General features: G+C 69.0%; 17 protein-coding genes. All 17 read right to left on the bottom strand.

Annotated elements, in window-relative coordinates:
• Positions 1–49 precede the first annotated feature (49 nt).
• Positions 50–745, bottom strand: a complete 696-nt coding sequence (locus tag KIH74_RS02530; RefSeq protein WP_214153976.1) for a Uma2 family endonuclease — start codon at positions 743–745, stop codon at positions 50–52.
• Between the two features lie 50 nt (positions 746–795).
• On the bottom strand, positions 796–1,797 hold the full coding sequence (locus KIH74_RS02525; protein ID WP_308113530.1) for a polyprenyl synthetase family protein: 1,002 nt from the start codon (positions 1,795–1,797) through the stop codon (positions 796–798).
• A gap of 5 nt (positions 1,798–1,802) precedes the next feature.
• Positions 1,803–3,338, bottom strand: a complete 1,536-nt coding sequence (gene nuoN / locus KIH74_RS02520; RefSeq protein WP_246571293.1) for an NADH-quinone oxidoreductase subunit NuoN — start codon at positions 3,336–3,338, stop codon at positions 1,803–1,805.
• 35 nt (positions 3,339–3,373) lie between these two features.
• On the bottom strand, positions 3,374–4,912 hold the full coding sequence (locus tag KIH74_RS02515) for an NADH-quinone oxidoreductase subunit M (protein WP_214153974.1): 1,539 nt from the start codon (positions 4,910–4,912) through the stop codon (positions 3,374–3,376).
• Positions 4,913–4,924: 12 nt separating this feature from the next.
• Positions 4,925–6,850 carry an NADH-quinone oxidoreductase subunit L gene (gene nuoL / locus KIH74_RS02510; protein ID WP_214153973.1) on the bottom strand — a complete coding sequence of 642 codons (1,926 nt, stop codon included), beginning with the start codon at positions 6,848–6,850 and terminating at the stop codon, positions 4,925–4,927.
• 10 nt (positions 6,851–6,860) lie between these two features.
• Positions 6,861–7,160, bottom strand: coding sequence for an NADH-quinone oxidoreductase subunit NuoK (gene nuoK / locus KIH74_RS02505; RefSeq protein WP_214153972.1), 300 nt, complete (start codon positions 7,158–7,160; stop codon positions 6,861–6,863).
• Positions 7,157–8,092 carry an NADH-quinone oxidoreductase subunit J gene (locus tag KIH74_RS02500; RefSeq protein ID WP_214153970.1) on the bottom strand — a complete coding sequence of 312 codons (936 nt, stop codon included), beginning with the start codon at positions 8,090–8,092 and terminating at the stop codon, positions 7,157–7,159. Before KIH74_RS02500 ends, nuoK begins: the two co-directional genes overlap by 4 nt.
• Positions 8,089–8,709, bottom strand: coding sequence for an NADH-quinone oxidoreductase subunit NuoI (gene nuoI, locus KIH74_RS02495; RefSeq protein ID WP_308113529.1), 621 nt, complete (start codon positions 8,707–8,709; stop codon positions 8,089–8,091). Before nuoI ends, KIH74_RS02500 begins: the two co-directional genes overlap by 4 nt.
• Positions 8,702–10,012, bottom strand: coding sequence for an NADH-quinone oxidoreductase subunit NuoH (gene nuoH / locus KIH74_RS02490; protein WP_214153968.1), 1,311 nt, complete (start codon positions 10,010–10,012; stop codon positions 8,702–8,704). The genes nuoI and nuoH overlap by 8 nt, the downstream gene beginning before the upstream one ends.
• A gap of 3 nt (positions 10,013–10,015) precedes the next feature.
• A complete protein-coding gene (locus tag KIH74_RS02485; RefSeq protein ID WP_214153965.1) occupies positions 10,016–12,640 on the bottom strand; it encodes an NADH-quinone oxidoreductase subunit G in 2,625 nt (874 codons plus the stop codon).
• A complete protein-coding gene (gene nuoF, locus KIH74_RS02480) occupies positions 12,640–13,962 on the bottom strand; it encodes an NADH-quinone oxidoreductase subunit NuoF (protein ID WP_214153964.1) in 1,323 nt (440 codons plus the stop codon). Before nuoF ends, KIH74_RS02485 begins: the two co-directional genes overlap by 1 nt.
• Before the next feature lie 7 nt (positions 13,963–13,969).
• Entirely contained in the window at positions 13,970–14,827 is an 858-nt protein-coding gene (nuoE, locus tag KIH74_RS02475; protein WP_214153962.1) for an NADH-quinone oxidoreductase subunit NuoE, read from the bottom strand.
• Complete coding sequence (locus tag KIH74_RS02470; protein WP_214153960.1) at positions 14,827–16,164, bottom strand: NADH-quinone oxidoreductase subunit D; 1,338 nt, start codon at positions 16,162–16,164, stop codon at positions 14,827–14,829. The genes nuoE and KIH74_RS02470 overlap by 1 nt, the downstream gene beginning before the upstream one ends.
• Complete coding sequence (locus tag KIH74_RS02465; RefSeq protein ID WP_308113526.1) at positions 16,164–16,877, bottom strand: NADH-quinone oxidoreductase subunit C; 714 nt, start codon at positions 16,875–16,877, stop codon at positions 16,164–16,166. Before KIH74_RS02465 ends, KIH74_RS02470 begins: the two co-directional genes overlap by 1 nt.
• Complete coding sequence (locus tag KIH74_RS02460) at positions 16,874–17,428, bottom strand: NuoB/complex I 20 kDa subunit family protein (RefSeq protein ID WP_214153959.1); 555 nt, start codon at positions 17,426–17,428, stop codon at positions 16,874–16,876. The genes KIH74_RS02465 and KIH74_RS02460 overlap by 4 nt, the downstream gene beginning before the upstream one ends.
• Before the next feature lie 38 nt (positions 17,429–17,466).
• Positions 17,467–17,826: an NADH-quinone oxidoreductase subunit A gene (locus tag KIH74_RS02455; RefSeq protein ID WP_214153957.1), complete on the bottom strand. Its 360-nt coding sequence runs from the start codon at positions 17,824–17,826 to the stop codon at positions 17,467–17,469.
• A gap of 862 nt (positions 17,827–18,688) precedes the next feature.
• Complete coding sequence (locus KIH74_RS02450; protein ID WP_214153955.1) at positions 18,689–19,378, bottom strand: demethylmenaquinone methyltransferase; 690 nt, start codon at positions 19,376–19,378, stop codon at positions 18,689–18,691.
• Between the last annotated feature and the right edge of the window lie 98 nt (positions 19,379–19,476).

Here is a 19,476-nt window from a genome sequence, read left to right as displayed (position 1 = left end):
TGTGGACGTCGCGTGCGCGGCAAGGTGCCCGGGTCACCGGGCCGTTGGTTCAGAAGACCAGTTCAAGATCGAGGTCGAACGGGGCGGTGAGCTTCAGCCGGTCGCGATGGATGCCGGTCGGCAGGTAGGTCTGGGTGACCGGGTCCAGCTCGTAGACGTAGACCACCGGCTGACCGTCCTGCTCCTCGACCCGCCAGAAGTGCTGGATCCCGGCCCGGGCGTAGAGCTGGGGCTTGCGTTCGCGATCCCGGGCCTCGGACTCCGGGGACTCGACCTCGACGGCCAGAATCACCACGTCGGCGGGGTACCAAGTATCCCTGTGGTCGTGGACAGCGGCGGCCGGAATGACCGAGAGGTCGGGTTCCGGAACCTGACGCTCACCGATGGTCACACTCATCTCGCGATTGACCTCGAATCGCGGCGGCAGCGCGCCGACCAGTCCCTGCTCCAGCAGACGCAGCGTCCTCATGTGGAACCAGCGGTGCAGGCTCGCGAAGACCAGTTCCCCGTCGATCAGTTCGGTGTGCGGAGGCAGATCGGGCAACTGGAAGAACTCATCCACGGTGAACCCGCCCGGCTTGCGCGGCCGGTCGGGAATCGGCTCGTTGCTATCCGCCAACGCATCATTGCAAGCCCCCGTACGGGCCTGAGGCACGGCCTCCGTCGCCATTTCCGATCCCCCGACCATCTGGACATTCGCGAAAATACCAAATGTCAGGACTTGGGGAAAGCCCAAAAGCAGCATGCACGGTCCGCCTCACGAAGAGGCCGAACCGTGCATGATCACGAACGGGTTCAGCGGGTGCGGTCGACCACGGCTTCCGCGAACTGCCGCAGGGCGGCCTTGGCCGGGGACTCGGGCAGCGGCTCCAGCGTGCCGATGGCGTCGTGCGCCCAGCGGGCCGACTCCTCGCGGGCGGCCTCCATCACCTTGTGCTCGTTGAGCGCGGTGATCGTGTCGGCCAGCCGCGCGTCGTCCGAAAGATCCCCGTCGAGCATGGCCACGACGGCGGCGGCGTCGGCGTCACCGCTCGCCGCCTCCCGCCGGACCAGGAGGGTGGGCAGGGTGGGCACGCCCTCACGCAGGTCGGTGCCCTGCACCTTGCCGGACTCGCGGCCCGCGCTGGACAGGTCGATCACGTCGTCGGCCAGCTGGAAGGCCACACCCACCAGTTCGCCGTAACGCACCATGATGTCGACGGTCTCGGCGGAGCAGCCGCCGAACATCGCACCGAAGCGGCCGGCGGTGGCGATCAGCGAACCGGTCTTGTCGCCGAGCACCTGGAGGTAGTGCTGGATCGGGTCGTCGTGGGGGGCCGGGCCGACGGTCTCGTGCATCTGCCCCAGGCAGAGCCGCTCGAACGTGGCGGCCTGGATGTCGACGGCCTCCGGGCCGAGCCCGGCCACGATGCGGGAGGCCCGGGCGAACAGCAGGTCGCCCACCAGGATGGCCACCTGGTTGCCCCACACCAGGTGGGCCGCGGCGGCACCGCGGCGCTGGTCGGCGGAGTCCATCACGTCGTCGTGGTACAGCGAGGCCAGGTGGGTGAGCTCGACCACCACACCGGCCTGCACCACCTCGGGACGGTCTCCGTCGCCGAGGTGCGCGGCCAGCAGGGTGAGCATGGGACGCACCCGCTTGCCCCCCGCCTCCACGAGGTGACGGGAGGCGGTGTCGGCGAGCTGGTCGGTCTGCTGGACCGCCTCTCGCAACCGGTCCTCGACCGTCTCCATGCCGGCTCGGACGGACTCGGCAAGGACGGCATCAGCCACCGGCAGATCCAGGGAAGCGGTCACAGCACTCACGGTAAGAACACCGAGGAGCTGTTGGCCAATCCGAGGGCCGCGGAGGGCAGGATGCCGAGGCCGATCGTCGCGACGACACCGACGCCGACGGCGAAGATCGTCAGGGCTCCGGGGCGGGTCACGGTCACAGCATCCCCTACCGAGTCGTTGAAGTACATCAGCACGATGACCCGGATGTAGAAGAACACCGCGATGGAGCTGGCCGCGACACCCACCAGCACCAGTCCGACACCCCACGGCGCCTGGTCGACCGCAGCCGAGAAGACCGCGAACTTTCCGGTGAAACCGCTGGTCAGCGGGATTCCGGCGAAGGCCAGCAGGAACAGCGTGAAGACGGCGGCGAGCAGCGGGGAACGCTTGCCGAGGCCCTGCCACTGGGAGAGGTGAGTCGCCTCACCGCCGACCCCGCCCTCCGGCGTGGAGGTGCGTACCAGGGTGACCAGGGCGAAGGCGCCGATCGTGGTGAAGCCGTAGGCGGCCAGGTAGAACAGCACGCTGCCGACGCCGTCCTTGTCCATGGCCACCAGGCCCACCAGGATGAACCCGGCGTGCGCGATGGACGAGTAGGCCAGCATCCGCTTCACGTCGGCCTGAACGATCGCGATGATCGAGCCGACCAGCATGGTCAGGGCGGCGACCAGCCAGATCGCCGGCTGCCAGTCCCAGCGGGCCCCCGGGATCGCCACGTAGGCGATGCGCAGCAGGGCGCCGAACGCGGCGACCTTGGTGCAGGCGGCCATGAAACCGGTGACCGGGGTGGGCGCGCCCTGGTACACGTCCGGCGTCCAGGACTGGAACGGGAACGCGCCGACCTTGAACAGCAGGCCGACCGCGACCAGGCCGATGCCGAGCAGCAGCAGGCCGTCCTTGCCGACCACGGCGGACGCGGCGGTGGTGCTGTTGCCGGTGATCGCCTCGGAGATCGCGGACAGCCGCACCGATCCGGCGAAGCCGTACAGCAGGGCCGAGCCGAACAGGAAGAACGCCGAGGAGTAGGCGCCGAGCAGGAAGTACTTCATCGACGCCTCCTGCGAGAGCAGGCGACGGCGACGGGCCAGGCCGCACAGCAGGTACAGCGGCAGCGACAGCACCTCGAGGGCGATGAACATGGTCAGCAGGTCGTTCGAGGCCGGGAAGAGCAGCATGCCGACCATCGAGAACAGGATCAGCGGGTAGATCTCGGTCTGCACCAGACCGGCCCGGGCGGCCCGGGCCTCGTCCATCGACCCCGGCACCGCGGACGCCTGCGAGGTGAACGCGCCGGACTCCGGCGCCTCGTCGGCGATGGTCAGCACCGCCAGCAGGCCGAGCACCAGGATGGTGCCCTGGAGGAACAGGGCCGGGCCGTCGATGGCCACCGCTCCCCCGGCGGTGAGCTTCGAGGTGTCTTCCACGGCCAGGTAGATCACGAAGATCAGCGACGCGGCGATGCCGACGGTGGCCAGGACCACCTGGGTGATGAACCGCTGCACCCGCGGCACGAACGCCTCGACGAGCACCGCGATCATCGCGGCGACGAAGAGGATCAGCATCGGCGCGACCGCGCTGTAGTCGACCGAAGGAGCGTTCACTTGTTCTCTCCCTCAACTGTGTCAGCCGTGACGGTCGCTGAAGGGTCAGTGACGCCGACCTGTTGCATGGTGGTGCTCACGGCTGGATTGATCACGTCGAGCACCGGTTTCGGATAGATCCCCATGAAGATGATCACCGCGATCAGCGGGGCCACCACCCAGACCTCGCGGGCGCTGGCGTCTTTCCAGCCGCTCGCGAACTCCTTCTTCGGGCCGGTGAACATGCGCTGGTAGGTGAGCAGGATGTACAGGGCCGCCAGCACCATGCCGGCCGTGGCTACCACGGCCGCGCCCGGGTACTTGATGAAAGTTCCGGTGAGCACCATGAACTCGCTGACGAAGCTGGACATGCCGGGCAGCGCCAGGCTGGACAGACCGGCCAGCAGGAACCCGGCGGCCAGCACCGGGGTGCTGCGCTGGAGGCCGCCGTACTCGTCGATGTCGGCCGAGCCGCGGCGGTTGATCAGGAACCCGGCGACCAGGAACAGCGCCGCGGTGGAGAACCCGTGGTTGACCATGTAGAGGGTCGAGCCGCTCTGGCCGGTCGAGGTCATCGCGAAGATGCCGAGCACGATGAAACCGAAGTGCGAGATCGAGGTGTAGGCGATCAGGCGCTTCAGGTCGGTCTGGCCGATGGCCAGCAGCGCGCCGTAGAGCACCGAGGTCACGGCCAGCGCCAGCACCACCGGGGCGGCCCACCTGCTGGCCTGCGGGAACAGCGGCAGGCAGAGCGTCAGCATGCCGAAGGTGCCCACCTTGTCGAGCACGCCGACCAGCAGAACCGCGACGCCGGACGGGGCCTCGGCGGCCGCGTCGGGCAGCCAGGTGTGCACCGGCCACATCGGCGCCTTGATCGCGAAGGCGATGAAGAAGGCCACGAACATCAGCCGCTCGGCCGCGCTGCTGGAGAAGTCCAGGCCGGTCAGGTTGTCGATCAGGAAGCCCTGCTCGCCCCCTGGGCCCGCGGCGTACAGCGCGATCACGCCGACCAGCATGACCAGACCGCCGGCCAGCGAGTAGATCAGGAACTTCACCGCGGCGTAGCGGCGGCGCTGCTCGTTGCCGCCGAAGGTGCCGATCAGGAAGTAGACCGGGATCAGCATGGCCTCGAAGAAGACGTAGAACAGGAAGAGGTCGCGGGCGGCGAAGACCCCGATCATCATCGCCTCGAGCACCATCACCAGGCCGAAGAACAGCCGGGCCTTCTCGTCGTCCACCTCGTTCCAGGCGGCCAGCACGCACAGCGGCACGAGGACGGCGGACAGCGCGATCATCACCAGGCCGATGCCGTTCACACCGACCGCGTAGCTGACGCCGAACTCACCGATCCACGAATGCACCTGCGAGAGCTGGATCTCGCCGGCCCGGGAGGTCTCGAACTGCGTCGCCGCGACCACCGTCAGCACGAGGGCGACCAGCGAGACGCCGAGGGCGACCAGCTTGGCCCGCGACGCCGCGGCCTTGGGCAGGACCGCGATCGCGGCCGAGCCCGCCAGGGGGACGGCTCCGATCACCGTCAGCCAGGGGAAGTCCATCGGTTCCTCGAATCAGAGACGAACGGCGAGCACGCCGCCGAGAAGGATGACGACGCCCGCGAGCATCGACGCGGCATACGAACGGACGAGACCGGTCTGCACCCGGCGCAGCCGGCCGCCGAGCCCGCCGACGAGGGCGGCGAGACCGCGCACCGCGCCGTCCACCCCCCGGTTGTCCACGAAAACCAGCGCTCGGGTGAGGTATTGACCCGGGCGCATGAACAGGCCCTCGTTCACGTCGTCCTGGAACAGGTCGCGCCGGGCGGCGCGGGTGAGCAGGCTGCCCCGCGGAGCCGTGGCCGGAACGCTCGCCTGCCAGTACATCCGCCAGGCCAGGGCCACGCCGACGGCGACCAGGAGCAGGGTGAGACCGGTCAGCACCGGCACCGACAGCACCGGCTCCTCGTGCTCGACGTGCCCGGTGACCGGCTCCAGCCAGTGCACCAGCCCGTCGGAGACGCCGAGGGCCAGACCCAGCACGGCCGAGCCGACCGAGAGGATCACCATCGGCACCGTCATCAGGGCCGGCGACTCGTGCGGGTGTGCCTCGTCGTCCCAGCGCTTCTCCCTGCCCTGGAAGGTCATGAAGAAGAGGCGGGACATGTAGAACGCGGTCACCCCGGCGCCGAGCAGCGCGGCCAGGCCGAACACCCAGGGCCGCCAGCCGTCGCCGATGAACGCGGCCTCGATGATCTTGTCCTTGCTCCAGTAGCCGGAGAACGGCGGCACGCCGAGGATCGCCAGCCAGCCCAGCCCGAAGGTGATCCAGGTGACCTTCATGACGCCCGAGAGGCGGCCGAAACCGCGCATGTTCACCGAGTCGTTCATGCCGTGCATGACCGAGCCGGCCCCGAGGAACATGCCGGCCTTGAAGAAGCCGTGGGTGAGCAGGTGGAAGATGGCGAACGCGGCGCCGACCGGACCCAGGCCCGCGGCCAGCATCATGTAGCCGATCTGCGACATCGTGGAGGCGGCCAGCGCCTTCTTGATGTCGTCCTTGGCGCAGCCCACGATCGCCCCGTAGACCAGGGTGATCGCACCGACGATGACGACGACCAGCTGGGCGTCCGGCGCACCGACGTAGACCGGCGTGGAACGGACCACCAGGTAGACGCCGGCCGTGACCATGGTGGCGGCGTGGATCAGTGCGGAGACCGGGGTGGGGCCGGCCATCGCGTCGCCCAGCCAGGACTGGAGCGGGAACTGCGCGGACTTGCCGCAGGCCCCGACGAGCAGCAGCAGGCCGATGACGGTGAGCTTGGCCTCGCTCGCGTTGCCGGCCTCGGCGAAGACGCCGCTGAACGTGACGGTTCCGAACGCCGCGAACATCGCCATGATGCCCAGCGAGAGCCCGATGTCACCGACCCGGTTGACGAGGAACGCCTTCTTCGCCGCGGTGGCGTAGGCCGGGTTGTGGTTCCAGAAACCGATCAGCAGGTACGACGCAAGTCCCACCCCCTCCCAGCCGACGAACAACAGCAGGTAGGAGTCGGCCAGGACGAGCAGGAGCATCGAGGCGACGAACAGGTTGAGGTAGGCGAAGAACCGGCGCCGGTCCGGGTCGTGCTCCATGTAGGCCACGGAGTAGACGTGGATGAGCGAGCCGACGAACGTCACCAGCAGCACGAAGGCGATGGAGAGCTGGTCGACCAGCAGCCCGGCGTCCAGGCTGAACGTGCCCGCCTGGATCCACGGGAACAGGTGCACGCCGATCGCGCGCTCCTCGCCGTCCAGACCCGTCAGGTTCAGGAAGAGCAGGGCGGCCCAGGCGAACGACGCCCAGCTCATCGCCACCCCGAGCCAGTGCCCCCACTTGTCGGTGCGACGGCCGCCGAGCAGGAGGATCGCGGCGCCCAGGGCCGGGAGGGCGATCAGCAGCCAGGCGCCGGACTGGAGGGTGCCCTCGGCTGCGTGGTACACCCCGATTTCGGCGGTCATGAGCGGCCTCTCAGTACTTCAGCAGGTTGGCGTCGTCGACCGACGCGGACCTGCGGGTGCGGAAGATGGTGAAGATGATCGCCAGCCCGACCACGACCTCGGCCGCCGCGACGAGCATCACGAACAGCGCGATCACCTGGCCCTCGATGGTGCCGTTGATCCGGGCGAAGGTGACGAAGGCCAGGTTGGCGGCGTTGAGCATGAGCTCGACGCCCATGAACACCACGATCGCGTTGCGCCGCACCAGCACGGTGACGGAACCGATCGAGAACAGCAGCACCGAGAGGTAGAGCCAGTGGATCTGGTTCATGCCCGGCTCCCTTCGACCTCGTCCTCGGCGACCTCGGCCGCCCGGTCGACGTCGGCGACGTCGGCACTGTTCACACCCGGGTTGCCGGCACCGCGCAGCGGGTGCCCCTGGGCGTCGCTCTGGTTCTGGGCGTTCGGGCTGATCTCCGCCTCGATGATCGTGACGTCCTCGGAAACCGTGAGCACGGAACGGTTCTGGCCACGGGCGGTGAGCACGCGGGAGACCGACAGCTCGGACGGGCTGCCGTCGGGCAGCAGGGCCGGGATGTCGACCGCGTTGTGCCGGGCGAACACCCCGGGCGAGGGCAGCGGGGCCTTGATCGGGCCGTCCTTGATCCGCTGTGCCGCCAGCGTCTTCTGCGTCGGCTTCGGGGTGAGCCGCTCGCGGTGCGCCAGCACCATCGCGCCGAGCACGGCGGTGATCAACAGGGCGCTGGTGGCCTCGAAGGCCCAGACGTACTGGCCGAAGATCAGCTCGGCCATCTTCGTCATGTTGCCGGCCGTGTCGATGTCGTTCAGGCCCTTGGCGCCGCCGTAGCTGACCTGGCCGATCACCGAGATCATCAGCACCGCCAGGGCGAGACCGAAGACCAGGGCCAGCCAGCGCTGCCCCTTGATCGTCTCGACCAGCGAGTCCGAGGAGTCGACGCCGACCAGCATCAGCAGGAAGAGGAACAGCATCATCACGGCGCCGGCGTAGACGAAGATCTGCACCATGCCCAGGAACGGGGCCTGGAGCGCCAGGTAGACGATGCCGAGGCAGACCATCACCAGCGCCATGCAGAGCGCGGCGTGCACCGCCTTGCGCACGAAGATCAGGCCGAGCGCGGCCGGCACGGTGATGATCGCGATGATCCAGAACAGCCAGTTCTCGCCGGTGCCACCGAAGTCGGCGGCGCCGTCGGTGGCCGCGAGCAGGAGCGAGGAGGTCACCGGGACACCTCCTCCACGCTCTCGTCGTCGCCGGTGCGGGCGTCGACCCAGTCCTGCTGCTCGGGCACGGCCTGCGTGACCTTGCCCTGGTAGTAGTCCTTCTCGGTGGTGCCGGGCACCATCGGGTGCGGCGCCGCGATCATCCCGCCGAGTATCGGGGCCAGCAGGTCCTGCTTCTCGAAGATCAGGCCCGCCCGGGTCTTGCCCTTCAGCTGCTCGTAGTCGTTCGTCATCGTCAGCGCCCGGGTGGGGCAGGCCTCGATGCACAGTCCGCAGAGAATGCAGCGCAGGTAGTTGATCTGGTACACGCGGCCGTAGCGCTCACCGGGCGAGAAGCGTTCCTCCTCGGTGTTGTCCGCGCCCTCCACGTAGATCGCGTCGGCGGGACAGGCCCAGGCGCACAGCTCGCAGCCGACGCACTTCTCCAGACCGTCCGGGTGCCGGTTCAGCTGGTGACGACCGTGGAACCGGGGAGCGGTCGGGGTTTTCACCTCCGGGTACTCCTCGGTGACCACCTTCGTGAACATCGTCGAGAAGGTGACACCGAACCCGGCGATGGGGGCGAAGGCCGAGAGCCAGCCGCCCTCTTCGCCCTCGTTAGTTTCGCGGTCAGCCACCGCGGACCTCCTCCAGTGCAGGTGTTTCGGTGGTTTTCGGCGTCTGACCGTTGGTGCGGACCAGTTTCTGGCCGGGCATGGCCGGCACCGGGAAACCACCCGCGAACGGGTCCACCGGCACCTCCGGGTCGACCGGCGTCTCCTCGACCGGTTTCGGCCGCAGCGCCTCGACCGCACCCCAGACCAGGGCGAGCACCAGCACCACGCCGACCAGGATCATCACCCGGTCGCGGCGGCCGATGTCGCCGAACTGGTCCATGGCCCGCACCACCGCGACGGCCATCGTCCAGACCAGCGCGGCGGGGATCAGGATCTTCCAGCCGAAGCGCATGAACTGGTCGTAGCGCAACCGGGGCAGGGTGCCGCGCAGCCAGATGTAGAGGAACAGGAACAGGCAGGTCTTGGCGAAGAACCAGATCACCGGGTAGTAGCCGGTGTTCGCGTCGTCCCACAGCGAGATCGGCCACGGGGCGCGCCACCCGCCGAGGAACAGCGTGGTCGCCAGCATCGAGACGGTGACCATGTTGACGTACTCGGCGAGGAAGAACAGGGCGAACTTCAGCGAGCTGTACTCGGTGTGGAAACCACCGACCAGCTCGCCCTCCGCCTCGGGCAGGTCGAACGGTGCCCGGTTGGTCTCGCCGACCATCGCGATCACGTAGATGACGAACGACGGCAGCAGCGGCAGGCACCACCAGATCGACTGCTGCGCGTCGACGATCGCCGAGGTCGACATCGAGCCGCTGTAGAGGAACACGCTGACCAGCGCCAGGCCCATGGCGATCTCGTAGGAGATCACCTGGGCCGAGGAGCGCACCCCGCCCAGCAGCGGGTAGGTGGAGTTCGACGACCAGCCGGCCAGCACGATGCCGTACACACCGACACCGGCCACCGCGAGGATGAACAGCACCGCCACGTTCATGTCGGTGAGCTGGAGCGGGGTGACGATGTCGGTGAACGGGATCCGGGCCTGCGGCCCGAACGGGATCACCGCGAACGAGGTGAAACAGGCGATGGCGGAGATGGCCGGCGCGATGATGAAGACGATCTTGTCGGCCGCGGCCGGGATGATGTCTTCCTTCAGCGCCAGTTTCACGCCGTCGGCCAGCGACTGAAGCAGACCGAACGGCCCGTTGCGGTTCGGGCCCGGCCGCGACTGCATGCGGCCGACCACCCGGCGCTCGGCCCAGATCATCAGCAGGGTCGCGACCACCGCGATGACGAACAGCAGCACCGCCTTCAGGGCGATGACCCAGCCGTTGTCCTGCGAGAAGTCGGCGACCGGGTTCTCGGCGTAGAACATCGGTCAGGCTCCCATCAGCGTGTCGCTCGCGAGCCGGACCGAGACCGCGGCGCCGTTGCCGGCCGCGAGCCGGGCCCGCACCGGGCTGCCCGGGGAGTTGCTCGGCAGCCAGACGACGCCGTCGGGCATCGGGGTGACGGCGAGCGGCAAGGTGATCTCCCCACGGTCGTTGAACACCGTCACCGTGCCCGTGGAGCCCGGTTTCAGGCCGAGCTCGGCAACGGTGGCGGGCGACATCCGGGCCACCGCACGGTGCGCCGTGCCGGCCAGGTAGGGCTCCCCGTCCTGCAACCGGCCCCGGTCGAGCAGCATCGACCAGGTCGAGAGCAGCGTGCTGTCAACGGGTTCCACGACGTGCGCCTCGGGCTGGGCGGGCCGGGCACCCTCCCAGGCGCCGAGCTGGGTCAGCTCGGCGGTGCCGGCGAACTCGCCGCGCAGGCCGAGCCGCGCCCCGGTCTCGGTGGCCAGGCTGTCGAGCACCTCGCCGTCGCTGAGGGCGTCGGAGGTGAGCGCCTGCGGGAACTCCCGGCGGCGTCCCTCCCAGTTCAGGAACGTGCCGCCCTTCTCGGCCGGCGGGGCCACCGGGAGGACGACGTCCGCGTAGGCCGTCACGGCGCTGGCCCGGACCTCCAGGCTGACCACGAAGGACGCCTGTTCGAGGGCGGCGCGCGCGGCGGCCGGGTCGGGCAGGTCGTCCGGGTCCACGGAGCCCACCAGCAGACCGGAAAGCGTTCCGGCGGCGGCGTCGTCGAGGATCCGGGTGGTGTCCCGGCCGGGCTCGGTGGGCAGGCTGTCGACGTCCCAGGCGGCGGCGATGTCGACGCGGGCGGCCGGGTCGGAGACCGGCCGGCCACCGGGCAGCAGGCCGGGCAGCGCACCGGCCTCCACCGCGCCGCGCTCGCCGGAGCGGCGCGGGACCCAGGCCAGCCGGGCCCCGGAGCTCGCGGCCAGGGCCAGGGCGGCCTGGTACGCGCCGGGCGACTCGGTCAGGCGCGGGCCGACCAGGATGATCGAGCCGGGCTCGGCCACCGCCTCGGCGGCGGCCGGGGTGCCCAGCGCGACGGCCTCCTGGCCGGGCAGCGTCTGGATCAGCGTGCCGGACAGCTTGATCAGGCCGCGGCTGGACCAGGGGGCGATCGAGTAGACCTTCTTGCGGCCCTTCAGCACCGACTTGCGCAGGCGCAGGAACAGGCTCGCGGCCTCCTCCTCGGCCTCCAGACCGGCCAGCAGCACCGACGGCGCGGCCTCGACCGCGGCGAAGGTGACGCCCAGACCGGTGCCGGCCACGGCGTGGCCGAGGAAGGCCTCCTCCTCGGCCGAGTGCGCTCGGGCGCGGAAGTCGATGTCGTTGGTGCGCAGCACCACCCGGGCGAACTTGGCGTAGGCGTAGGCGTCTTCGACGGTCAGCCGGCCGCCGGGCAGCACCCCGACGCCACCGGCGTCCCGGGCCTTGAGCAGACCGGCCGCGGCCACCTGGAGCGCGTACGGCCAGGAGACCGGCTCCAGCTCACCGCTGTCCGGGTCGCGGACCAGCGGGTGGGTGAGACGGTCGGCGCCGGTGGCCCAGTTGAACGCCCAGCGGCCCTTGTCGCAGTTCCACTCCTCGTTCACCGCCGGGTCCTCGGCGGCCAGACGGCGGGTGACCTTGCCCCGGCGGTGGTCGACGCGCAGCGCGCAGCCACCGGCGCAGTGCTCGCACACGCCCTTGGTGGAGACCAGGTCGAACGGCCGGGCCCGGAACCGGTAGGCCGCGCCGGTCAGCGCGCCGACCGGGCAGATCTGGATGGTGTTGCCGGAGAAGTAGCTGGCGAACGGCTGGCCGGACTCGTCCAGCATCGCAGCACCGGAGGTGGTGATGTTGTCGGCGGCGTAGGTTCCGGTCGCGTGATCGCGGGTGGCGCCCCGGGACTCGTCGACCGGGGCGCCCTGGGTGGCCGTCTCGACCGTCGGCTCCAGCTCCTCGCTGGTGCGCACCACCGGGTCGGGCAGGTCGACGTGGAAGTTCAGCACGCCCGGCGAGAACGTCCCGATCTGCTGGTGCGCGCCGCGCATCTGGAGGTCGATGAACGGGTCACCGGCGATCTCCTTGGAGAACCGGGTGCAGCGCTGGCACAGGATGCAGCGCTCGCGGTCGAGCAGGACCTGCGTGGAGATCCGGATCGGCTTCGGGAAGGTGCGCTTCACCTCGGTGAACCGACTGTCGGCCTGGCCGTTGGCGAGAGCCTGGTTCTGGAGCGGGCACTCGCCGCCCTTGTCGCAGACCGGGCAGTCCAGCGGGTGGTTGATGAGCAGCAGCTCCATCACCCCGCGCTGGGCCTTCTCGGAGACCGGCGAGGTCAGCTGGGTCTTCACCACCATCCCGGGGGTGGCCGTCATCGTGCAGGAGGCCTGCGGCTTGGGCATCGGCCGCACGTTCCCCTCCCGGTCCGGCATGGCGACCTCGACCAGGCACTGCCGGCAGGCGCCGGCCGGGGCCAGCAGGGGGTGGTCGCAGAACCTCGGGATCGCGATGCCCAGTTCTTCGGCGGCACGGATCAGCAGGGTGCCCTTGGGCACGCTGGTCTCGATCCCGTCGATGGTCAGGGTGACCAGCTCGACAGCCGCCTTCGAGGGCTCAGTGACAGTCATCAGGCGTTCACTCCAGCGAAGAGCGTGGACTTCACCGGGTCGAAGGGACAGCCGCCCTCGTCCAGGTGGCGCAGGTACTCGGCCCGGAAGGACTTCACGGACGAGCTGATCGGGCTGGTCGCGCCGTCACCCAGGGCGCAGAACGCGCGGCCCAGGATGTTGTCGCAGATGTCCAGCAGACGGTCCAGGTCTTCCGGCTTGCCCTGGCCGTTCTCCAGCTGGCGCAGCACCTGCACCAGCCAGTAGGTGCCCTCGCGGCAGGGCGTGCACTTGCCGCAGGACTCGTGCGCGTAGAACTCGGTCCAGCGCAGCACCGCCCGCACCACGCAGACCGTCTCGTCGAAGATCTGGAGCGCCCGGGTGCCGAGCATCGATCCGGCGCCCGCGGTGGACTCGAAATCCAGCGGTACGTCGAGCTGTTCGGCCGTGAACATCGGCGTGGACGAGCCACCCGGCGTCCAGAACTTCAGCTCGTGACCCTCGCGGATGCCGCCGGCCATGTCGATCAGCTCGCGCAGCGTGATGCCGAGCGGAGCCTCGTACTGGCCGGGGTTCTTCACGTGGCCGGAGAGCGAGAAGAAGCCGAAACCGGCACTCTTCGCGGTGCCCATGCCGGTGAACCAGGACGCGCCGTTGTCGATGATGCTGGGCACGCTGGCGATGGACTCCACGTTGTTCACCACGGTGGGGCGGGCGTACAGCCCGGCCACGGCGGGGAACGGCGGCTTCAGCCGGGGCTGGCCGCGCCGGCCCTCCAGCGAGTCCAGCAGGGCCGTCTCCTCACCGCAGATGTAGGCGCCGGCCCCGGCGTGCACCACGATGTCGAAGTTCTTGCCCGAGCCCAGCACGTTCTCACCGAGATAGCCCGCGGCGCGCGCCTCCTCGACGGCCTGGAGCAGACGGCGGTACACGTGCACCACCTCGCCGCGCAGGTAGATGAACGCGCGCTCGGCGCCGATCGCGTGGCTGGTGATGATCGCGCCCTCGATCAGGTACTGCGGCGTGGCCATCATCAGCGGAATGTCTTTACAGGTACCCGGTTCCGACTCGTCGGCGTTGATCACCAGGTAGCGCGGCAGACCGTCCGGCTTGGGCAGGAAGCTCCACTTCAGGCCGGTCGGGAAGCCCGCGCCGCCCCGGCCGCGCAGACCGGAGTCCTTGACCGCGGTGACGACGTCGCCGGGCTCCATGGCCAGGGCCCGGCGCAGCGCGCCGTAGCCGCCGTTGCGCTCGTAGCTCGCCAGCGTCCAGGCCTCGGGCTCGTTCCAGTGCTTCGACAGCACCGGGGTGAGAGTGACCGGCGTGCGATCGGTTTCAGCCATCGGAACCTCAGCCCTTCGTCTCGGTGCCGGTGCCGGGGTCGTTCTCGCCCTGGGTCGCCTCGCCCGGGGGCTTGCCGGCCTGGGTGCCCGCACGCTCCCTGGTCGACGGGTCGACGGCGGGGGCGTCCGAGCCACTGGTCTTGGCGCCGCGTGCCTGCACGTCGGCGGCGGCCTCGGCCACGGGGGCGGCAGTCTTCGTCGTCCCCTGTTCGGATTCTGGTGCCGCCCAGCCCTTCTCGGCGGCCAGCAGGGTGCCCCGCAGGGAGGGCCCGCCGGCGGCGACACCCTCGTTCGCCCGGCCGTCGTTGAACCCGGCCAGCACGTGCGAGACCTCTTTGAAGGTGGGCACCTGGTTCGGCCCGCGGCTGGGGGCCACCGGCTCGCCCGCGCGCAGCCGGTCGCAGACCCCACGGGCCGAGGACGGCGTCTGGTTGTCGAAGAACTCCCAGTTCACCATCATCACCGGGGCGAAGTCGCAGGCCGCGTTGCACTCGATGCGCTCGAGCGTGATCTTGCCGTCGTCGGTGGTCTCGTCGTGACCGACCCCGAGGTGTTCCTCCAGCGAGTCGAAGATGGCGTCGCCACCCATGACCGCGCACAGCGTGTTGGTGCAGACCCCGACCGTGTACTCACCGTTGGGGTGCCGCTTGTACTGCGTGTAGAAGGTCGCGACGGCGGACACCTCGGCGGTACTCAGCCCGAGAAGGCCCGCACACAGCGCGATCCCGTCCGGGCTGACGTAGCCCTCCTCGCTCTGCATCAGGTGCAGCATCGGCAGCAGAGCGCTGCGCGGCTGCGGGTAACGGGCGATGATCTGCCCGGCCTCGGCGGTGAGCCGCTCGACGGCCTCGGTGGAGAGTGCCATCAGCGGTCGCACCCGCCCATCACCGGATCGATCGATGCCACGGCCACGATCACGTCGGCCACCTGCCCGCCCTCACTCAACGCCGCCATCGCCTGAAGATTGTGGAACGACGGGTCGCGGAAATGCGCCCGGTAGGGCCGGGTTCCGCCGTCCGAGACCAGGTGCACGGCGAGCTCGCCGCGGGGCGACTCGACGGCCTGGTACACCTGGCCGGCCGGGACCCGGAAGCCCTCGGTGACCAGCTTGAAGTGGTGGATCAGGGCCTCCATCGAGGTGCCCATGATCTCCTTGATGTGGTCCAGGCTGTTGCCCATCCCGTCACCGCCGATGGCCAGCTGGGCCGGCCAGGCGATCTTCTTGTCGCCGATCATCACCGGACCGGGTCCCAGCTCCTGGAGCCGGTCGAGGGTCTGCTCGATGATCTTGAGCGACTCCTTCATCTCGTTGATCCGGATCCGCATCCGCCCGTAGGCGTCCGAGGTGTCCCAGGTCTGGACGTCGAAGTCGTAGGTCTCGTAGCCGCAGTACGGCTCGGTCTTGCGCAGGTCGTGCGGGAAACCGGTGGAGCGCAGGATCGGGCCGGTGACGCCGAGGGCCATGCAGCCGGTCAGGTCGAGGTGCCCCACGTCTTGCAGACGCGCCTTCACCAAAGGGTTCTCGTTCGAGAGCTTCTCGATGTCGGAGATGCCCTTGCGCAGCAGCGGGATGTCCTCGCGGATCCGGTCGATCGCGCCGGGGGGCAGGTCTTGCGCCAGACCGCCGGGCCGGATGAAGGCGTGGTTCATCCGCAGGCCGGTGATCAGCTCCAGCAGGTGCAGCACCACCTCACGCTCGCGGAACCCGATGGTCATCACGGTCAGGGCGCCGATCTCCATGCCACCGGTGCCCAGCGCGACCAGGTGCGAGCTGATCCGGTTGAGCTCCATCAGCAGCACCCGGATGACGCTGGCCCGCTCGGGCACGTCGTCGGTGATGCCGAGCAGCTTCTCGACGCCCAGGCAGTACGCGGCCTCCTGGTACAGCGGGGACAGGTAGTCCATCCGCGTGCAGAAGGTGACCCCCTGCGTCCAGGACCGGAACTCCATGTTCTTCTCGATGCCGGTGTGCAGGTAGCCGATGCCGCAGCGGGCCTCGGTCACCGTCTCGCCGTCGATCTCGAGGATCAGCCGGAGCACGCCGTGGGTGGACGGGTGCTGGGGGCCCATGTTCACGACGATGCGTTCCTCGCCGAGACTCACCGCCTCCTCGGCGATGTCGGCCCAGTCGCCGCCGGAGGAGTTGAAGACCTTGCCCTCTTCGGCCTCTTCGGTGTCCACGCCGATAGTGGATTCGGCCATCAGTTGTACGACCTCCTCGTGTCCGGCGGCGGGATGGTGGCGCCCTTGTACTCCACCGGGATGCCGCCGAGCGGATAGTCCTTGCGCTGGGGGTGCCCCGGCCAGTCGTCGGGCATCTGGATCCGGGTGAGCGCCGGGTGGCCGTCGAAGATCAGGCCGAAGAAGTCCCAGGTCTCCCGCTCGTGCCAGTTGGCGCTGGGGTAGATGCCGACGATCGACGGGATGTGCGGGTCGGCGTCGGGCACCGACACCTCGAGACGTACCCGGCGGGTGTGGGTGATCGAGGTGAGGTGGTAGACGGCGCGCAGCTCGCGGCCCGTGCTGTCGGGGTAGTGCACGCCGCTGACCCCGGAGAACAGCTCGAACCGCAGGTCGGGCTCGTCACGCAGGATCTTGGCCACGGCCCGGATGTGCTCGCGCCGCACGTGGAAGGTGATCTCGGAGCGGTCCACGACCACCGAGCCGATCGCGGCCTGCGGGTCGGTGCCCGCCGCGGCCAGCGCCTCGGCCAGGGTGTCGGCCACCGCGTCGAACCAGCCGCCGTAGGGGCGGGGCGTGGCGGTGGGCAGGGCGACGGTGCGCACCAGACCGCCGAAACCCGAGGTGTCACCCGAGTCCCGGTTGCCGAACATGCCGTGCCGGGTGGTGACGACGTCGGGGCCGTCGGTGGCGTGGACGGCCAGCTCACCGGGTTCTTCGATGCCGTCGGTCACCGCAGCAGGCCCTTCATCTGGGAGGTCGGAACGGCCTTCAGCGCAGCCTCTTCGGCGGCCCTGGCGGCCTTCTCCCGGTTGACGCCCAGCGGCATGCTCTGGATCTGCTGGTGCAGCTCGATGATCGCGTTGATCAGCATTTCCGGGCGGGGCGGGCAACCGGGCAGGTAGATGTCGACCGGAACGATGTGGTCGACGCCCTGGACGATCGCGTAGTTGTTGAACATGCCGCCCGAGGACGCGCAGACGCCCATCGACAGAACCCATTTCGGCTCGGTCATCTGGTCGTAGACCTGACGGACGACGGGGGCCATCTTCTGGCTCACCCGGCCCGCCACGATCATCAGGTCGGCCTGGCGCGGCGAGGCCCGGAAGACCTCCATGCCGAAGCGGCCGAGGTCGTAGCGCGGTCCACCGCTGGTCATCATCTCGATCGCGCAGCAGGCCAGGCCGAAGGAAGCCGCCCAGGGCGACGCCTTGCGCATGTAGCCGGCGAGCATCTCGACCGAGGTCAGCATGAAACCGCTGGGGAGCTTCTCTTCGATACCCATCAGATTTCCCTCTTAATCCCTACGCCCTCGGGGGAAGGTCAGTCCCACTCCAGGCCGCCGCGACGCCACACGTAGGCGTAGGCGATGAAGACGGTGATCACGAACAGCACCATCTCGACCAGCGCGAAGACGCCGAGCGTGTCGAAGGCGACCGCGAACGGCAGCAGGAAGACGCTCTCGATGTCGAAGACGATGAACAGCATCGCCACCAGGTAGTACTTGACCGGGAACCGGCCACCACCCGCGGCGTGCGGCGTCGGCTCGATGCCGCACTCGTACGCGTCGAGCTTGGCGCGGTTGTAGCGCTTGGGGCCGGACAGAGATGTGGCGACCAGGGAGAATCCGGCGAACCCCGCGGCAATGGCCATCAGAGCCAGGATCGGAACGTAAGGGTTCACGGCAGCAGCCCTCCCGACTTCGTCACCATTGAACGTCCCGGTAACCGACGAGCAGCCCGGGCCGCGCCCATCCTAGGGGCCCGCACATTTTCGGCAGGCGCAGGGTGTGCCGCGCCGTCGCGATTCACCGAGGGGACTTCCGTACTCCACCTCGAGGACAGGCTGAACCCGCTTGTGAAGTGATTCACGTGCACAGCATACGACCAGAACAGAACGCATCCGACTTGCGGGGTGCGACATTGCCCCGGCGTTCACACCGGCACTGACCTGGGGTTTTACGAACCATTTCAGTCACGTAATTCGATATTGAATATCCTTGTCGGATAACGTTTTTCGTGACCCTCGCGCAGCGGTGGTGAATAACGTGACAAAATCCGTCGCTAATTCATGGGACCACTGACGCGACACCCCGGGACCTTGGCCCTTGCTTTCGTCACCGAGTGCCATTTCGGCCGACGACGGTTTTTGGGCGTCTGATTTTGTTTTGACACTCCATGTCAATACAAGTTCGGGGTATGTCCTGCGTTTCTGATGGGAGACAAGCGGCCAAAGATCCATGAGACTGCAAAAATATTCAATGAAGACCGTTCGTCGAACATTTCATTTTGCCACGGCGCGGCACTTGCTATTTCCAACAGTCCCGCACTCACCCCGGTCCAAGGTCCTGAAGGGGGCCAACCACCCGGCGACCGGGACCGGCAGGAGGGCCTGTAGTGAGACAGCGCGAACGGGCCGGACGCCTGGACGCGAAGGGCCGGTGGCCCGAAGGCCGGCGGGAGCCCTTGCGTCGTCCCGGAGCCAAAACCACGACCGCGCTCCTCGAACCCGGCCGGGTTCGAGGAGCGCGGTCGACGCGAGGAGGTCAGCGCACGGCGCGGTGCAGGGCCACGATTCCGCCCGAGAGGTTGCGGTGGGCCACGTCGGACCAGCCGGCCCGGTACAGCTTGGCGGCCAGGCCGCGCTGGTCGGGCCAGGCCCGGATGGACTCGGCCAGGTAGATGTAGGCGTCCGGGTTCGAGCTGACCACGCGGGCGACGGCGGGCAGGGCCCGCATCAGGTACTCGGTGTAGACCACCCGCCAGGGCGACCAGGTGGGGTGCGAGAACTCGCAGACCACCAGTTTGCCGCCGGGCCGGGTGACGCGGCGCATCTCGGCCAGGGCGGCGTCCGGGTCGACCACGTTGCGCAGGCCGAACGAGATCGTGACGGCGTCGAACGACGCGTCGGCGAAGGGCAGCTTCGTGGCGTCACCGGCGACGAAGGGCAGGTCTTCACGGCGCTTCTTGCCCACCCGGAGCATGCCCAGCGAGAAGTCGCAGGGCACGGTGTGCACCCCGGCGTCGGCGAACGGCTCGCTGGAGGTGCCGGTGCCCGCGGCCAGGTCGAGCACGGTCTGCCCGGCCCTCAGATCGAGCGCCTCGGCCACCAGCTTCCGCCAGCGCAGGTCCTGGCGCATCGCCAGCACGGTGTTGGTCAGGTCGTAGCGAGCTGCGACACCGTCGAACATGCTCGCCACCTCATGTGGCGTCTTCTCCAGACCAGCGCGGGACATGCCCCCGATGCTCCCATGCGCCGGCCCCGGCAGCCCGTTCGGGGGCATCGTGCGCGAGTTCACAGTGTTCCTCTGCCGCGCAGGCCACGGCCTTGATC

The sequence above is a fragment of the Kineosporia corallincola genome, from assembly GCF_018499875.1.
Lineage (GTDB): Bacteria > Actinomycetota > Actinomycetes > Actinomycetales > Kineosporiaceae > Kineosporia > Kineosporia corallincola.
This window is presented reverse-complemented; position numbering and strand designations above follow the sequence as displayed.